Annotated in this window: 19 protein-coding genes; 14 read left to right on the top strand and 5 right to left on the bottom strand. The window is 61.6% G+C overall.

The features are described from left to right. Nucleotides 1-3 precede the first annotated feature (3 nt). The gene (locus tag DS839_RS08155; protein WP_119269793.1) at nucleotides 4-801 is read right to left on the bottom strand and encodes a hypothetical protein; all 798 of its coding nucleotides are present in this window, start codon (nucleotides 799-801) and stop codon (nucleotides 4-6) included. A 749-nt stretch (nucleotides 802-1,550) separates the two neighbouring features. Here DS839_RS08155 and DS839_RS08160 point away from each other — a divergent pair. Further along, nucleotides 1,551-2,234: a Crp/Fnr family transcriptional regulator gene (locus DS839_RS08160; RefSeq protein ID WP_119269794.1), complete on the top strand. Its 684-nt coding sequence runs from the start codon at nucleotides 1,551-1,553 to the stop codon at nucleotides 2,232-2,234. Between the two features lie 531 nt (nucleotides 2,235-2,765). On the opposite strand, the gene DS839_RS08165 is transcribed toward DS839_RS08160, so the two are convergent. Together DS839_RS08165 and DS839_RS08170 are read right to left on the bottom strand one after the other, a co-directional pair. After that, nucleotides 2,766-3,233: a hypothetical protein gene (locus DS839_RS08165; protein ID WP_119269795.1), complete on the bottom strand. Its 468-nt coding sequence runs from the start codon at nucleotides 3,231-3,233 to the stop codon at nucleotides 2,766-2,768. A gap of 111 nt (nucleotides 3,234-3,344) precedes the next feature. Then, entirely contained in the window at nucleotides 3,345-3,695 is a 351-nt protein-coding gene (locus DS839_RS08170; protein ID WP_119269930.1) for a DUF6152 family protein, read from the bottom strand. 125 nt (nucleotides 3,696-3,820) lie between these two features. On the opposite strand from DS839_RS08170, the gene DS839_RS08175 reads away from it, so the two are divergent. From DS839_RS08175 to DS839_RS08220, 10 genes are all read left to right on the top strand, one after another. After that, the gene (locus DS839_RS08175; protein ID WP_119269931.1) at nucleotides 3,821-4,135 is read left to right on the top strand and encodes an ArsR/SmtB family transcription factor; all 315 of its coding nucleotides are present in this window, start codon (nucleotides 3,821-3,823) and stop codon (nucleotides 4,133-4,135) included. Continuing rightward, nucleotides 4,132-4,482 carry an SRPBCC family protein gene (locus DS839_RS08180; protein WP_119269796.1) on the top strand — a complete coding sequence of 117 codons (351 nt, stop codon included), beginning with the start codon at nucleotides 4,132-4,134 and terminating at the stop codon, nucleotides 4,480-4,482. The genes DS839_RS08175 and DS839_RS08180 overlap by 4 nt, the downstream gene beginning before the upstream one ends. Then, nucleotides 4,479-5,081 carry an ATP-dependent Clp protease proteolytic subunit gene (locus DS839_RS08185; RefSeq protein WP_119269797.1) on the top strand — a complete coding sequence of 201 codons (603 nt, stop codon included), beginning with the start codon at nucleotides 4,479-4,481 and terminating at the stop codon, nucleotides 5,079-5,081. Before DS839_RS08180 ends, DS839_RS08185 begins: the two co-directional genes overlap by 4 nt. A gap of 82 nt (nucleotides 5,082-5,163) precedes the next feature. After that, the gene (uvrC, locus tag DS839_RS08190) at nucleotides 5,164-7,089 is read left to right on the top strand and encodes an excinuclease ABC subunit UvrC (protein ID WP_119269798.1); all 1,926 of its coding nucleotides are present in this window, start codon (nucleotides 5,164-5,166) and stop codon (nucleotides 7,087-7,089) included. Continuing rightward, the gene (gene pgsA, locus DS839_RS08195; protein WP_119269799.1) at nucleotides 7,086-7,694 is read left to right on the top strand and encodes a CDP-diacylglycerol--glycerol-3-phosphate 3-phosphatidyltransferase; all 609 of its coding nucleotides are present in this window, start codon (nucleotides 7,086-7,088) and stop codon (nucleotides 7,692-7,694) included. Before uvrC ends, pgsA begins: the two co-directional genes overlap by 4 nt. Next, a complete protein-coding gene (gene moaD / locus DS839_RS08200; protein ID WP_119269800.1) occupies nucleotides 7,691-7,945 on the top strand; it encodes a molybdopterin converting factor subunit 1 in 255 nt (84 codons plus the stop codon). Before pgsA ends, moaD begins: the two co-directional genes overlap by 4 nt. A 12-nt stretch (nucleotides 7,946-7,957) precedes the next feature. Continuing rightward, nucleotides 7,958-8,146: a hypothetical protein gene (locus DS839_RS08205; protein ID WP_119269801.1), complete on the top strand. Its 189-nt coding sequence runs from the start codon at nucleotides 7,958-7,960 to the stop codon at nucleotides 8,144-8,146. A 60-nt stretch (nucleotides 8,147-8,206) separates the two neighbouring features. Further along, entirely contained in the window at nucleotides 8,207-8,482 is a 276-nt protein-coding gene (locus tag DS839_RS08210; RefSeq protein WP_119269802.1) for an AbrB/MazE/SpoVT family DNA-binding domain-containing protein, read from the top strand. Then, nucleotides 8,469-8,858 (top strand): type II toxin-antitoxin system VapC family toxin, encoded by a 390-nt coding sequence (locus DS839_RS08215; protein WP_119269803.1) that lies wholly within the window; start codon nucleotides 8,469-8,471, stop codon nucleotides 8,856-8,858. The genes DS839_RS08210 and DS839_RS08215 overlap by 14 nt, the downstream gene beginning before the upstream one ends. A gap of 94 nt (nucleotides 8,859-8,952) precedes the next feature. Then, nucleotides 8,953-9,246: a DUF3175 domain-containing protein gene (locus DS839_RS08220; RefSeq protein WP_119269932.1), complete on the top strand. Its 294-nt coding sequence runs from the start codon at nucleotides 8,953-8,955 to the stop codon at nucleotides 9,244-9,246. A 4-nt stretch (nucleotides 9,247-9,250) separates the two neighbouring features. Here the strand turns inward: DS839_RS08220 and DS839_RS08225 are convergent, their stop codons facing one another. Then, nucleotides 9,251-10,138, bottom strand: coding sequence for a branched-chain amino acid aminotransferase (locus tag DS839_RS08225; protein WP_119269804.1), 888 nt, complete (start codon nucleotides 10,136-10,138; stop codon nucleotides 9,251-9,253). Nucleotides 10,139-10,297: 159 nt separating this feature from the next. Here DS839_RS08225 and DS839_RS08230 point away from each other — a divergent pair, with 159 nt between their 5' ends. The 3 genes from DS839_RS08230 to DS839_RS08240 are packed head-to-tail and all read left to right on the top strand — an operon-like array spanning nucleotide 10,298 to nucleotide 12,873. Beyond that, nucleotides 10,298-10,801, top strand: coding sequence for a MarR family winged helix-turn-helix transcriptional regulator (locus DS839_RS08230; protein WP_119269805.1), 504 nt, complete (start codon nucleotides 10,298-10,300; stop codon nucleotides 10,799-10,801). Then, nucleotides 10,798-11,481, top strand: a complete 684-nt coding sequence (locus DS839_RS08235) for a response regulator (protein ID WP_438816503.1) — start codon at nucleotides 10,798-10,800, stop codon at nucleotides 11,479-11,481. The genes DS839_RS08230 and DS839_RS08235 overlap by 4 nt, the downstream gene beginning before the upstream one ends. 12 nt (nucleotides 11,482-11,493) lie before the next feature. Further along, nucleotides 11,494-12,873 carry an ATP-binding protein gene (locus DS839_RS08240; RefSeq protein WP_119269807.1) on the top strand — a complete coding sequence of 460 codons (1,380 nt, stop codon included), beginning with the start codon at nucleotides 11,494-11,496 and terminating at the stop codon, nucleotides 12,871-12,873. Here DS839_RS08240 and DS839_RS08245 read toward each other — a convergent pair. Continuing rightward, on the bottom strand, nucleotides 12,870-14,405 hold the full coding sequence (locus tag DS839_RS08245; RefSeq protein ID WP_119269808.1) for a Yip1 family protein: 1,536 nt from the start codon (nucleotides 14,403-14,405) through the stop codon (nucleotides 12,870-12,872). The two genes, DS839_RS08240 and DS839_RS08245, sit on opposite strands and share 4 nt — an antisense overlap. Nucleotides 14,406-14,410: the final 5 nt, after the last annotated feature.

Consider the following 14,410-nt stretch of genomic DNA (forward strand, 5'->3'; position numbering starts at 1 on the left):
CTCCTATCGCTGCCGCCTGGCGTCCAAGGCAGACAATACGGTAGCTGGTTCGGCACCGGGCCATGAGAACCATTGCGGGAATGCGTCAAAGCCAAAGGACAACAGCACCCCATTTGCCTCGCCCAAGGCTTGCACGCCTTCTGTCAAGCCATTGGCTAGCCAGGACAGATTGAGGTCTCGATAGTAGGTAGATGGCGCAAGGACCGAAAGTCGCACATCAGAGGCCATGATGAGTGTTTTACCGCCATATCCCAGGATATCTCGATTCTGCCGACTGAGGAGCCACACCAATCCGTACTGCAGAATTTCGATGGCGGCGTAGAGTGGATTGTTGCTTCTGACCTTCAGTTCCACGAAGTCAAATGCGCCCGACCCGCGCTGATGCACCAGGTCGACCGCGCGTCTTCGATCTCCTGGCCCGACAATGAGCCCCGATGCGATAGGAATCTGATTGGACCAGTCGCGTCTGCGTTGAGCGACGGCAGCGGCTGTGACAGCGCGCTCTAGCGTAACCTCAGGGCTGGCGTTGTGGGGAGAGATGTTCACCTTGGGATCGAACCAACGCCAATTCTCTACGGAGGGAAATCGCTCAAGCTCAGCAAGGCACGCGTGCCAGTTTGCTGATATTTGCGAGAACAATCCCGTCACAAGCGCGGGGCCGTCGAAATCGGAAACACCGCGCCTGTCCAGTTCCAGAACTGCAGACCAGTGGCGACAGCTTGTGATTCCGAGAAAGTCTGAGACGAAATGGTCAACCCCGTCGAACAGGGACAATCGAGTCGCGGTCAATTGTGAGCACATGCTGCTTCGCCCATCACCAAGCCAACGAGGAAACCTGTATTATATTACTGTCTATGAGGCAGCAATCAGAGCAGTACTAGCGGTGATCGTTGCCCAGCGCCGTCATGTGATCGGTTCCCGGCTTTGGCCGCGCCGAACCTTTTCCGGCTCTCCCGTAGCAATTCTTGCGGCCGCAACAGCGGAAAGCCGGTGGCTGTTTTCGCGCCGGGACTTTTCGAGGCCCGATTCTTGCTCGGCATTCTGCTGACGGCGAACGCTCGAACCGATCTGTGTCGTTTTGAGCGTGTGTTGCGCGGGATGCCCCGTTGGCCACCGCGCGCCCTGAGAACCCTGCCGGCAAGAGTGCCAACCTCCACCGGCAGGGTTTTCCTACCTCTTCAAGGCTTGCCCGGTGGATCACCTAAACGGCCCCGTATCGCATAACCATAAACAGGCGGCGAGATCGCGACCGCTGCTGTCCTCGCGAGAGGGGAAATCCGTGCCCGATAAAGCGATAGTCGCCCTTGAGCGATTTGCGCCGGGCGCGTGTCCAAAGCCAATATGGAAAAAACAGGAGCGCACATTCGTCATGTGCGCCCCAGTCGCCGTCCGTAGATTTTCAACGCCCGCCGCCCGCGTTGTCTTCAAACGCTATCCGAATACCAAGGTGATCGCTATGATATGGATCACAAATTTGGAGTATCTTTCAGGCTTGCGATAAACAGCGACAGGGACCGGGTATCGGTCGGATCGATGCAGGAGCCCCAATAGTGACAGGATCCCCGCCGGCCAGATCGGCCATATTGCCGCGTCTGCCGGAACATCTGTCGAGACTGCTTTTTGCGAGCGCGGAACCACGCCACCTCGAGGCCGGGGAGGTCCTCTTTGCCGCGGGAGATACCGGCGATGGCTGTTACCGGCTCGAGCGCGGCCTGCTCAAGGTCGTCATAAGCTCGCCACAGGGCGACGAGCGGATATTGGCCATTCTCAGGCCAGGCTCGATCGCCGGCGAGCTCGCCGTCATTGACGGGCGACCCAGGTCGGCATCGGTCGTCGCCGTCAGGGCTTGCGGGCTGAGCTTCGTCAGCCACGCCCTTTTTGAGGAATGCACCCGGCAGCATCCCGAAATCTACCGCTACCTCGTGAGCGTGCTGGCAGCGCGCCTGCGCGAGGCCGACGGCGCACTGGCCGCCATCAGCTTCATGACCGTCAAAGCGCGCCTGGCGCGTACCTTGCTCGAGCTTGGGGAACTGCTCGGTGAAAAAGATGGTACCGGGCAAGTCGTGATCCGTCACCGGATAGATCAGGGCGACCTTGCGGCGATGGCTGGGGTAGCGCGGGAAAATGTGAGCCGGGTCATCAGCGACTGGAAGCGGCGCAAGGTCATAACCTGGTCCTCAGGCTACTGTTGTCTCAGCGACACCACGGTACTCAAGCAAAGCGTGGATTCCTAGACCGTGATGACTTGAAAAAGAGTCACTCGCAGGCTTGCCCGTCGGGACGAAAATTCCGCTTGACCTTGTGGGCCAAACGATGAGATTTGGGAAATACCAGGATCGCAGTTGTTGCGCCCACGGCTCAAACCCGTGGGCGTTTCGATTCTGAAGCCAAGCTTGTGCTCAGACCGCAAGGCGCGGCGCAGTCTCGCCGGCATCGACATGGCCATGCCGCTCGTTTGCAACTCACCACGCACTACGGTACCTCATGAATGCCCGTCGACTCGGGAGCCTGAATCGGTCTATGCCGACGTTCCTGGCTGAACAAGTCATCGGCATGCGAGCCCGCAGGTCGGGGACGACCCGCCGCTTGCGCCTTCAGGACGATCGTCGCCGCTCGCAGAAGGAAGCGGTCGCAATTGCAGGGCGGCGTGTTTCTGGAAGGTCCGCCCGTTGAAAGGTCAGGCCGGAGGATGAGGACACTGAGAAAGCTTTCGCCATTGGTGCGGCTTTCTCTTCCGTCACGTAAATACGGAGGCCATCGATCCCTCAGACATAGGCGATGGAACGCCCGGCAATGACGGCCAGGATCCATACGCTCGCCGAAATTCCCGCATGCCAGCGGGCCTGTGGCGGGACCGGCGGATGCATCAGGACGCGTTGCCTGGCGCGGTGATAGAGCGACAGATTTGTCAGCCCAATGATGATCAGGACCATCTTGACGAGGAAGATGGGATTGCGCCCGAAGGCCGTCGCTTCGGCGCTGAACATGACCGGTCCGCTGATCAGAAGAAGCGCAAGGCCGGTCGCAGCGACGCCGAGCGCCACGCGCGAGATGTTGCTCGCCATCTCGAAACGGTTGCGCAACAGGAGGATGTCGAAGACCAGGATGGCCCCGACCAGCATCGACGCGCCGACCACATGGGTCAGGTTGGCGAGCGGATAGAGCCAGATGGACCCGCGCGCGGCGAATCCCAAAGCAGAGAATTCGACACTCTGAAGGAATGCGTCCCACATCAGCGCGCATCCCGGCGAAGTGGAATCACTTCGCCGAAAAGGATTCGCGCCAAATCAATATGTCGGAGCAAATCCTTATCGCCAAAGTCTTCAACTTTGGCGGGATTTGCTCTAGCGCATCTCATAGACCTTGCCGTCGACGGTGATGCGCTCGGCCCGCATCTCGTGCTCACGGCGGGTCGAAGGATAGCCTTCCGCCTTGATGACCGCACCGGTCTTCAGCATCTCCTCGCTCAAGCCGCGGCGCTGCATGCGCGAGATCGGCGCCAGGGTCACTTCCCAGGTCGCATTCTCGTATTTGAGCATCACATGGGCATGCGGGTTCTGCCAGGCCACCATCTCGACCGCCGCCTCGATGGTGAATTTCTTGGTCGAATCGTAGCTGCCCCAGCCGTGATGGGCCGAGGCGGCGATCGTCGCGGCGATGAGAAACAGGGAAGCGGCTGTCCATTGTCTCAGCATGCGATCCTCCATGGGCCGTCCTTCCCAACTTAATGCCTGACGCCTTTGCGGCAACGCGGAAGGACGGACCTCGCCGGATTGTGATGGCCTTGCTTTTTGCATAAGTATCCGCTTATATGATGGCCATGATCGAAACCGAGATATTCCGGGCCCTGGCCGACCCCACCCGCCGCGCCGTCTTCGAGCGCGTCGCGGCGCGCGAGATGAGCGTCAGCGAGCTCAAAGGTCATTTCGCCGTATCGCAGCCCGCCATCTCGCAGCACCTGGCGGCGCTCAAGGTGGCAGGGCTTGTCAGCGAAAGGCGGGAAGGCCGTTTTGCCTATTATCGCGCCGAGCCGAAAGGCATGGCGCCGCTTCTGAGCTGGATCGAGCGCTACCGCGCCTTCTGGCCGGAGCGGGTCGAGAAACTGAAAGACGTTCTGAAGGGAATGAATCCATGAGCAGCGAAACCAAGGTCGATGATGCAATCGTCACCGAATGCGATCTCGATGATGAGCCGGGCAAGGTGTGGCGGGCGCTGACCGAGCCTGAACTCACTGCCGCCTGGCTGGTGCCGGAGGATGTCGACTGCAAAGTCATCGAGGCCGAGCCCGAAAGGCTGTTGCGCTGCTCCTGGCGCAGCGATGAACGCGACGACCTGGGTAACAGGCTCGATACGGTCGTCACCTTCGAACTCAGTCCGATGGAGGGAGGCGGCACGCATCTGCGTATCGTGCATGAAGGTTTTGCGATGGCGCGGGCCGCCAATGACAACAACAACACCACCATGATGATGAGGGCGGCATGACCAATTTCGTTCCGATCGTCGTCGAGCAGTCGAGCCGCGGCGAGCGCTCCTTCGACATCTTCTCCAGGCTCCTGCGCGAGCGCATCGTGTTCCTCAACGGCCCGATCGACGACAATGTGTCAGCACTCATCTGCGCGCAATTGCTGTTCCTCGAGGCCGAGGGCCCAGGCAAGGAAATCGCGATGTACATCAACTCGCCGGGCGGCGTGGTGACGAGCGGCTTCGCCATCTACGACACGATGCAATATATCAAATGTCCGGTCTCGACCGTCTGCATGGGCTTCGCCGCCTCGATGGGGTCCTTCCTGCTGATGGCGGGCGAACCCGGCCGGCGCATCTCGCTGCCCAATGCCCGCATCCTGGTGCATCAGCCCTCGGGCGGCTTCCAGGGCCAGGCCTCCGACATCGAGCGCCATGCCGAGGATATCATCAAGATGAAGAAGCGCATGATCGGGCTCTATGCCAAGCACTGCAAGCGCAGTCCCGAAGAGGTCGAGCGCACCCTCGACCGGGACTTCTTCATGACGGCGGAAGAGGCCAAGGATTGGGGCCTCGTCGACCATGTCTATGCGGTGAGGATAGGCCAGGCCGCCGCCTGAACTTGACGTTGGCGTCCTGCCAATTCCGGGTGGCCTATCGTGATATTTGCGGAAACCCGCTGGAATCACGATATTGGGCCCTATGGACGAACCCAAGGACATCATCGCGGATGAGGCCGAGGAGGGCATGGGCGAGGGCCCGGGCCCCCATGTCATCCGTGCGCATCTGAAGACGCTGCCGAACCGGCCGGGCGTCTACCGGATGTTCGACGGCAAGGGCGACGTCCTCTATGTCGGCAAGGCGCGCAGCCTGAAGAACCGGGTGGCGAGCTATATCAGGCTCGGCGGCCATACCAGCCGGATCGCCGCGATGATCTCGCTCACCGCCAATATGGAATTCGTGACCACCGAGACGGAAGCCGAGGCGCTGCTCCTCGAGGCCAATCTGATCAAGAAATTGCGGCCGCGCTTCAATGTCTCTTTGCGCGACGACAAATCCTTTCCCTATATCCTGATCCGCAAGGACCACCCGGTCGTCCAGATCGTCAAGCATCGCGGCGCCCGCTCGCACAAGGGCAGCTATTTCGGGCCCTTCGCCTCGGCCGGCGCCGTCAACCGCACCATCAACGCGCTGCAGAAGGCCTTCCTCCTCAGATCCTGCAGCGACAGCGTCTATGAGAACCGCACGAGGCCTTGCCTCCTCTATCAGATCAAGCGCTGCTCGGGGCCCTGCACGGGCGAGATCGAGCTCGAAGCCTATAGCGAGCTGGTGAAAGAGGCCGAAGCCTTCCTCAACGGCAAGAGCAAGACGGTGAAGGCCGATCTCGCCAAGCTGATGGAAGAGGCGTCCGAGAAGCTCGATTTCGAGAGCGCGGCACGCTATCGCGACCGCATCCAGGCGATGAGCTTCGTCACCTCCGAGCAGGGCATCAACCCGCAAGTGGTGGACGAGGCCGATGTTTTCGGCCTCGCGCAAGAGGGCGGGCAGACCTGCATCCAGGTGTTCTTCTTCCGCGCCGGGCAGAATTGGGGCAACCGCCCCTATTTCCCGCGCGCCGACAAGTCATTGCCGGCGGCCGAGGTGCTGGGCTCGTTCCTGGCGCAGTTCTATGACGACAAGCCCATCCCGCCCTTGATCCTGCTCTCGCAGGAGATCGAAGAAAAAGAGCTGCTGGAGGAGGCGCTCGCGACCCATGCCGGCCACAAGGTCGAGATCGCGGTGCCGCAGCGTGGCGAGAAGAGGGCGCTCGTCGACCACGCCGTCACCAATGCGCGCGAGGCCATGGGCCGCAAGCTGGCCGAATCCTCCTCGCAGGCAAAGCTTTTGGCCGGCGTCGCCCGGGTCTTTGGCCTAGCCGAGCCGCCGCGGCGCATCGAGGTCTATGACAACTCCCATATCCAGGGCGCCCAGGCGGTCGGCGGCATGATCGTGGCAGGTCCGGAAGGCTTCCTCAAATCGCAATATCGCAAGTTTAATATCAGGGCCGAAGACCTGACCCCAGGAGATGATTTCGGCATGATGCGCGAGGTTCTGACCCGCAGATTCGCGAGGCTCCTCAAGGAACATGGTGAACGGGAGCCCGCCAATGAGACCAATCCCGACCAGCCGCAGGCCTGGCCCGATCTCGTGCTGATCGACGGCGGCCAGGGCCAACTCAATGCCGCGCGCGCCGTATTGGCCGATCTCGGTATTGCCGATCTCTGTATCGCGGGTGTCGCAAAGGGACCAGACCGGGATGCCGGCCGGGAGCATTTCTATGTGCCGGAGAAGCCCTCCTTCATGATCGAGGCCCGCGACCCGGTGCTTTACTATATCCAGCGGCTCAGGGACGAGGCGCATCGCTTTGCCATCGGCAGCCACAGGGCCAAAAGGGCCAAGGCGATCGCGCTCAATCCGCTTGACGAGATCGCAGGCATTGGCCCGACTCGCAAAAAAGCCTTATTGCAGGCTTTTGGATCGGCCAAAGCGGTGGCGCGGGCCAGCCTTGCCGATCTGGCAAAGGTCGAAGGGGTGAATTACGCTCTGGCCCAGGCTATCTATGATCACTTCCACGAGGGCGGTCCATGAGCGATACGGTGACCAAACTGGCCCAGCAGGAAAGCCAGCGCCATGCGCTGAGCTTGCCCAATCTGCTGACCTACGGCCGGCTGGTCGCGGTGCCGGTCGTGGCGGGCCTCATCCTGTGGGGCGGCGATGTGGCGCGCTGGGCAGCGCTCGCCCTCTTCATCGCCGCGGCGATCACCGATTTCTTCGACGGCTATCTCGCCAGGCGCTGGGCCCAGCAATCGGCCTTGGGCCGCATGCTCGATCCGATCGCCGACAAGGTCCTGGTGGCCGTGGTGCTGCTGGTGCTCGCCGCCGACCGCACCATCGATGGCGCGCATCTGTGGGCGGGCATCATCATCCTGTCGCGCGAGGTGCTGGTGTCGGGCCTGCGCGAGTTCCTGGCGGAATTGCGCGTCTCGGTGCCGGTGACCAAGGTCGCCAAATGGAAGACCACCGTGCAATTGGTCGCCATCGGCTTCCTCATCGCCGGACCCGCCGGCGACAAGATCGTTCCCTATGTCAGCGAATTCGGCCTGTTCTGCCTGTGGATCGCCGCGGCCCTGACACTCTATACGGGTTATGACTATTTCCGTGCCGGCATCGGCCATGTGATGGACGACAAGTGACAAAACTCCTTTATTTCGCCCGCATGCGCCAGATCATCGGCAAAGCGGAGGAAAACATCGCCATCCCGGCCGACGTCACGACCGTCAGTGGACTGATCGATTTCCTGAAAGGCCGCGACGACGCCTATGCCTCGGCCTTCGCCGACCCGCGCATCATCCGCGCCGCCATCGACCAGGCGCATGCGCCGCTCGACGCCTCGATCGCGGGCGCGCGCGAGATCGCTTTCTTCCCGCCGGTAACGGGGGGCTAACGGCTTCACCACATGCGGCGACTGTTGCGCGATCCGTTCCTATGGGGCTCGCTGCTGTTCATTGTCTTTTTTCCAGCCTTCGATTTCTACGTGCTGGAGAGCAACTATTACGACAACGGATCCTATTTCGGGCTTGTGTTTGTGGGGCTCATGGCTTGGGGCTTGTGGCTCCTCTGGCTGCTGACCTGTGGGAATCGTTAACTCCCTTGAAGTTGCCTTCCAGATGGCCTATCTTACCTTTGTCTTACAGGAGTGAGGCGGATGTCGGTGGCCGAACAACGCAAAACAAGGGTTTCCACCAAGGGGCAGGTCATTCTGCCCAAGGCTATTCGTGAGAAGCGGCGATGGAATGCCGGCACGGAGCTCGTCGTCGAAGAGACCCCCGAAGGTGTGCTTCTCAAGGCCGCCAGCCTCGTTCCGCGAACCGACCCGAAAAAGGTATTCGGAATGCTGGCCTACCGAGGTCGGCCCAAGACCATTGAGGAAATGAACGCCGGAGTCCTGGCGGAAGCAAAACGCCAGCATGATCGCGGTTGATACCAATATAGTCATCCGTTACCTGACGGGGGATCATCCCAAACAATCGGACAAGGCGCGCGCCTTGATTGAGGAGAATGACATCTTCTTGAGTCGTACGGTGGTGCTCGAATGCGAATGGGTGCTTCGCAGTGTCTACGGATATTCGGCACTTGAAGTATGCGAGGCTCTTCGGGCCTTTGCCGGCTTGCCAAGAGTATCCGTCGAAGACCTTGGAATGGTTGTTCAAGCTCTCGACCACGCAGAAAACGGCGTGGGTTTTGCCGACGCACTTCACCTTGCCGCGGCAAATAACTGCGATACTTTCGTGACCTTTGACCAGGATTTCATCAAGCGCGCCAAGCGTGCTGGCATCGACAAGGTCGCAACAGCGTGATCGGCTTTTCCAAGTAGCGTCAGCTACGTTTTGGCGCCAATCGGAACCTCTCTCACCTGCCTCGGTTGACGGCATAAGAGAGAGGAGGTTGATGATGACCACAGCTTCCAAGAAACGCTGGTCGCAGCAGGTGACCGAGAAGAGCGACGCGCTCGATCTCGACAAGGGCGTGTTCACCTGGAAGAATCCGAAACGCATCGCTGCCTCATTGAAGCGTTCGGCGGAGCACAGCAAGCGGCGGAAGGCGAGCGCCTTCCGCTCGGCCATGTCGATGCTGACCTTTTACGTCAATCGCGGCGGCAAGGATCTGCCAAAGGCACGGAAGGCGTTACTGGAGCGCGCCAAGGATGAGTTGCGGGCGCAATTCGGCCGCGCCCGCAAGGATTGAATGATCAGGCTGCCTTCTTCTTCGGCTGCACTTCGTCGAGATAGTCCGAGCGCAAAGTGCGGGTGAGATCGCCCACCTTGAACTTGTAGGGGCCGATCTCGCCGACCGGCGTCACCTCGGCCGCGGTGCCGACGATGAAGCACTGGTCGAAGGTCTTGAGCTCGTCCGGCATGATGGCGCGCTCGACCACCTTGATCTGGCGCTTCTGGGCGAGACCCATGACGGTCCGCCTGGTGATGCCGTCAAGGAAGCAATCCGGCGTCGGCGTGTGGATTTCACCGTTCTTGACGAAGAAGATATTGGCGCCGGTGCATTCGGCCACCTGGCCGCGCCAGTCGAGCATCAGGGCATCGGCATAACCCTTGCGCTCTGCCTTGTGCTTGGAGATCGTGCAGATCATGTAGAGCCCGACGGCCTTGGCCTTCGACGGCGCCGTCATGGGATCAGGGCGGCGATATTCGGCGATGTCGAGCCGGATACCCTTTTCGAGCTGGGCCGGATCGAAATAGGCCGGCCACTGCCAGATGGCGATGGCGACGTTGATCTTCGTATTCTGGGCGGCGACGCCCATCATCTCCGAGCCCCGCCAGGCGATCGGGCGGACATAGGCGTCGGAAAAGCCCTGCCGCTTCAAGGTCTCGCGGCAGGCGGCGTCGATCTCGGCCACGGTATAGGGGATTTTCATGTCGAGGATCTCGGCCGAGTCGAACAGGCGCTGAGTATGCTCGGTCAGCTTGAAGATCTCGCCGCCATAAGCGCGCTCGCCCTCGAAGACGCCGCTGCCATAGTGGAGACCGTGCGACAGCACATGGACCTTCGCATCCTTCCACGGCACGAACTCGCCGTTCATCCAAATAACGCCTTCGCGCTGGTCAAAAGGAACGATCGACATGGCTGGTCTCCCAATTTTCAGGCTGCCACGGGCATTTTTGCACGCAGCAACGGTTCGGCCTATATGTCATCACGGCTGTCCAAATTTTCGGCCACAATGACGCAACAAGGTTTCTTGCGACTGTGACGACTTGTAACAAACTTCGGAAAATACGTCAATATGGCTGACATAATTTCTGACCGTGATGCCAGCGACGAGGAGATCGTCAGCCTGATCGAGCTGTTATTCTTTGCCTATCGCGATTTCACCTCCGATCCCGACGCCATCCTCTCAGAATGGGGCTTCGGGCGCGCGCATCACCGGGTGGTGCATTTCGTCGGCCGCAGTCCGGGCATGACGGTGGCCCAGCTCTTGAGCATTCTCGGCATCACCAAGCAGAGCCTTGGCCGGGTGTTGCGCGACCTGATCGAGAAGGACCTGGTCTATCAGCGTCCCGGCGACCTCGACCGGAGGCAGCGTCTCCTGTTCCTTACCAAGGAAGGCGAAAGCCTGCGCCTCACCTTGATGGCGCCGCAGGCGGAGCGCATCATCCGCGCGCTGAGCGAGGCGGGCGGTGAGACGGAACCCGGCTACCGCAAGGTGCTTTATCATCTGATCAGTCCGGAAAACCGCAAAGGTGTCAGTGAATGGCTCAGGACCCGCAAATCGCAGGCGAGGGAATGACCGAGAACAAGCCGCATATATTGGTGATCGACGACGACCGCCGCATACGCGAACTGCTGCAGTCCTATCTCGCGGATAACGGCTTCAGGGTCAGCGTGGCGCCGACCGCCGCGGTGGCACGCGAGAAGATGCGCGGGCTCGCTTTCGACCTTCTCATTCTCGATGTCATGATGCCGGGCGAGAGCGGGACGGCGCTGGCGCAGGCGCTGCGCGGCTCGCAAGAGAGCGTTCCCATCCTCATGCTGTCGGCGCTCTCGGAAATCGAGGACCGGATCAACGGCCTGATGGCCGGCAGCGACGACTATCTGCCGAAACCGTTCGAGCCCCGGGAATTGCTGCTCAGGGTACAGAACCTCTTGCGCCGGGCGGCGCCGCCGGTCGACCAGCGGATCGATGTACGCTTCGGCGAATGCCTGTTCAACGTGGCGCGCGGCGAACTCCGGCGCAATGGTGAGGTGGTCAAGCTGACGACGCGGGAGCGCGATCTGCTGCGGCTGTTCATCCAGAACGCCGGCCGGCCGATCACGCGCACCGAGCTCGCCCCCGATGGCGCGGAGGAGAATGCGCGTACCGTCGACGTCCAGATCAACCGGCTGCGCCAGAAGATCGAGGAGGATCCGTCCAATCCGGTTTATCTGCAAACGGTGCGCGGGGCAGGCTATACTCTCCATGTCGATTGAGAGTGCAGGAACATGAGCGCCATCACCGAGACCGACAAGAAGATCGAGCCGCACACGCTCTATTGGCGGTTCAACCGCCTGCTCGAGCGTTACCTGCCAGCCGGACTTTATCAGCGTTCGCTGCTCATCGTGGTGATCCCCATCGTGCTTTTGCAAAGCATCATGGTCGGCATCGTCCTCGACCGGCATTGGGACAGCGTGACCAAGGTCCTTGCCCGCTCCCTGGCGCGCGAAATCTCGCTGATCATCGAGCTCTATGACCGCACCGACAAGACGCCCAGGGCGATCGAAGACCTCAAGACGATGACGAATGACCGCTTGCGCCTGCGCCTCAGCGTCGAGCGCGATTCGGTGCTGCCGCTGCCGGTGCCGGCGCCGTGGCTGTCATTGGTCGACACCCGCCTCAACCGCTATCTCGATCACGAGACCGGCCGACCCTTCTGGATCGACAGCAGCAGCAATCCGGGTTTTGTCGAGATCCGCGTCGAAGCCGAGAAAGGCACGATCTTCCGCTTTCTGGCCGATGACGATCGAGCCTATGCGGCGAACACCAATCAGCTCCTGATCTGGATGTTCATTTCCTCGCTCATCCTCCTGGTCATCGCCATCATCTTCCTGCGCAAGCAGATCAAGCCGATCCTCGAGCTCGCCCATGCGGCGCGCGGCTTCGGCCTCGGCCATGATGTCAGCCACTTCGCGCCGCGCGGGGCGGCGGAAGTACGCCAGGCGGCACAAGCCTTCCTCAACATGAAGGAGCGCATCGAACGCCATGTCGAGCAGCGCACCGCCATGCTGGCCGGCGTCAGTCACGACCTGCGCACCATTCTCACCCGCTTCAAGCTCGAGCTCGCTTTCCTCGGCGACAATGCGAAAGTGACGGCGCTCAAGGGCGACGTCGAGGAAATGCAGACGATGCTCGAAGCCTATATGAACTTCGCGCGCGGCGCCGGCGGCGAGAAGGCCGAAGCGCGCAACATCGCGGAAATCATCGAAGGCGCGGCGAAGACCGGCGCCCGCCCGCATTCGAAGCTGAAGATCGACGTGGCGCAGGATCTCATCGCCAAGGTCAGGCCCAATGCGTTCCGGCGGTTGATCGTCAACCTGATCGCCAATGCCGCACGCTACGGCGAAATGATCGCCGTGGTGGCGAAGACCCGGCGCAACCGCTTGCGCATCACGGTCGACGACAATGGTCCGGGGATTCCGGCCAATATGCGCGAGGACGTGTTCCGGCCGTTCTTCCGGCTCGATGAGGCGCGCAACCAGGACGAGGGTGGGACCGGGCTCGGGCTTGCGATCGCCCGCGACATCGCCCGTTCGCATGGCGGCGACATCAAGCTCGAGGAAAGCCCGCTCGGCGGCCTGCGCGCGGTGGTGGAGATCCCGGTTTAGGCCGCGACCTGTTGGGGACTGTAAATTCCGGGATAGAGAGCCTTCAATCCCGGCACGCGCGCAAAGGCGTCGAGCACCGGCGCCATCGCGGCGCGCACGGCGTCGAAGTATGGCTTTGGATTATTCGCGAAGTCGGCGCTGACGCGGTGCTGAGCCTCGGTTTCGATGGCGGCAAGATGCTCCGTCACCCTCTCGCCATAAATGCGCTGATAGTCGGGCAGCAGCGCCTCACGAATCCTGGCGAGCGACGGCTCAGCGGACTGGGTTATGGCTCTTGCATACTCACGCCGGAAGCGCGTGATCATGGCGCCATGCGCGACTTCGCCCGATACCCTGTGCACGTTGAACACAGTGCGGGCTCCCTTGGCATCCTCGCGTTCCAGCGTCATGAGGCGTTTGGATGGATCGTAAGTGGTCTTGACGAGCTGGAGCCATGGCAGCGTGAAGTGCGAGGGATGCTGCAGGGTGCGTGCGAGCAATGCATATTGTGCCGGCGGCAAATCGCGCTCGACGGTGCTCGAGGCGTCCTTGGCAAGGCCGATGAGCGGCTCCAGCGGTCCGGCGGCCTTGGCGATAATGTCGACGGCTCCGGACTGGGCGACTTTGCGCAGCGTCGCGGTGGAGAACAGCGGCTCGTCAGGCAGTTGCGGCAGGAAGACGAAGCCGGCTTCGGTGGCATAGAGAACACCGTCGACAGGAGAGGTTCCTTCCGGACCGGCCATGAGGGGGCTTACCGTCCAGGCCTCGTCCAGATCGGCCGTGGCGATGGCGCGCTCGGTCATGTCCGGAGGGTCGGCAAGCTTGGGCACCTCGTAGACTTCGACCGGCCCGTCGGCAGCCGCCGCCATCACGGGCTGCGGCGCCGGAGCCTCCATGTCGAGAGCAAAAGCGCCAGGCAGCACGCGCAGCGCGATATAGCTCGCGGCTGCCGCAGCGCCTGGCAGAAGCAGGCCAAATGCGAAGAGGGGTGTCCAGTCGCCGAGCGCGTCCGTCATGGAGAGGAGAAGGGCCGGCACCAGCGCCAGCGCCCCTGCGCCCCAGCCGAAATACTTCACAAAATTGCCGACCGTGCGTTTGGCTTCGTTGGCCCTGGCGGCTTCGGCAAGCTGCTCCTCGGGCGTCCACACCTCGCCCAGGGAATAGGGGAAATCGGTCGCGGCGACGAGCTCGCGGTCGACCCGCATATGATGAACGAGCCCGAGGATGATCTGGTAGATGCCCCAGAACACCAGCAAGACGCTGACGATGCCGAGCGCCGGAATGGTGCCAATGACGATCAAGAAGAAGATCGCCCCGGCGACGAGCGGAAACAGCCCGAAAGTGACATGCTCCCGGCCGGCTCTGCGGTGACGCAGGGAGTTCTCGAAATCGAGATAGCGCAAAGCGAGCGGCGCCAATCCGGGATCGAGGCCATTGTGGCGAAAGTCGTCGGCAAGCTCATTGCGCCGCACGCCGCTCGCCATGACTTGCTTGGCGTGGGCGCGCGCCAGACGCAGCTGGTCTCTGTCGGGTATGCCGGGATCTGTGCTCATCTCCA

This window comes from Taklimakanibacter deserti, from assembly GCA_003574785.1.

Bases quoted from the DNA above. Each gene is read 5' to 3' on its own strand.
- DS839_RS08180 (WP_119269796.1), top strand. From the start codon at position 4,132: ATGAGCAGCGAAACCAAGGTCGATGATGCAATCGTCACCGAATGCGAT.
- DS839_RS08170 (WP_119269930.1), bottom strand. From the start codon at position 3,695: ATGCTGAGACAATGGACAGCCGCTTCCCTGTTTCTCATCGCCGCGACG.
- DS839_RS08165 (WP_119269795.1), bottom strand. From the start codon at position 3,233: ATGTGGGACGCATTCCTTCAGAGTGTCGAATTCTCTGCTTTGGGATTC.
- DS839_RS08175 (WP_119269931.1), top strand. From the start codon at position 3,821: ATGATCGAAACCGAGATATTCCGGGCCCTGGCCGACCCCACCCGCCGC.
- pgsA (WP_119269799.1), top strand. From the start codon at position 7,086: ATGAGCGATACGGTGACCAAACTGGCCCAGCAGGAAAGCCAGCGCCAT.
- DS839_RS08225 (WP_119269804.1), bottom strand. From the start codon at position 10,138: ATGTCGATCGTTCCTTTTGACCAGCGCGAAGGCGTTATTTGGATGAAC.
- DS839_RS08220 (WP_119269932.1), top strand. From the start codon at position 8,953: ATGACCACAGCTTCCAAGAAACGCTGGTCGCAGCAGGTGACCGAGAAG.
- DS839_RS08215 (WP_119269803.1), top strand. From the start codon at position 8,469: ATGATCGCGGTTGATACCAATATAGTCATCCGTTACCTGACGGGGGAT.
- DS839_RS08230 (WP_119269805.1), top strand. From the start codon at position 10,298: ATGGCTGACATAATTTCTGACCGTGATGCCAGCGACGAGGAGATCGTC.
- DS839_RS08155 (WP_119269793.1), bottom strand. From the start codon at position 801: ATGTGCTCACAATTGACCGCGACTCGATTGTCCCTGTTCGACGGGGTT.
- DS839_RS08205 (WP_119269801.1), top strand. From the start codon at position 7,958: ATGCGGCGACTGTTGCGCGATCCGTTCCTATGGGGCTCGCTGCTGTTC.
- DS839_RS08245 (WP_119269808.1), bottom strand. From the start codon at position 14,405: ATGAGCACAGATCCCGGCATACCCGACAGAGACCAGCTGCGTCTGGCG.
- DS839_RS08240 (WP_119269807.1), top strand. From the start codon at position 11,494: ATGAGCGCCATCACCGAGACCGACAAGAAGATCGAGCCGCACACGCTC.
- DS839_RS08235 (WP_438816503.1), top strand. From the start codon at position 10,798: ATGACCGAGAACAAGCCGCATATATTGGTGATCGACGACGACCGCCGC.
- DS839_RS08185 (WP_119269797.1), top strand. From the start codon at position 4,479: ATGACCAATTTCGTTCCGATCGTCGTCGAGCAGTCGAGCCGCGGCGAG.
- DS839_RS08210 (WP_119269802.1), top strand. From the start codon at position 8,207: ATGTCGGTGGCCGAACAACGCAAAACAAGGGTTTCCACCAAGGGGCAG.
- uvrC (WP_119269798.1), top strand. From the start codon at position 5,164: ATGGACGAACCCAAGGACATCATCGCGGATGAGGCCGAGGAGGGCATG.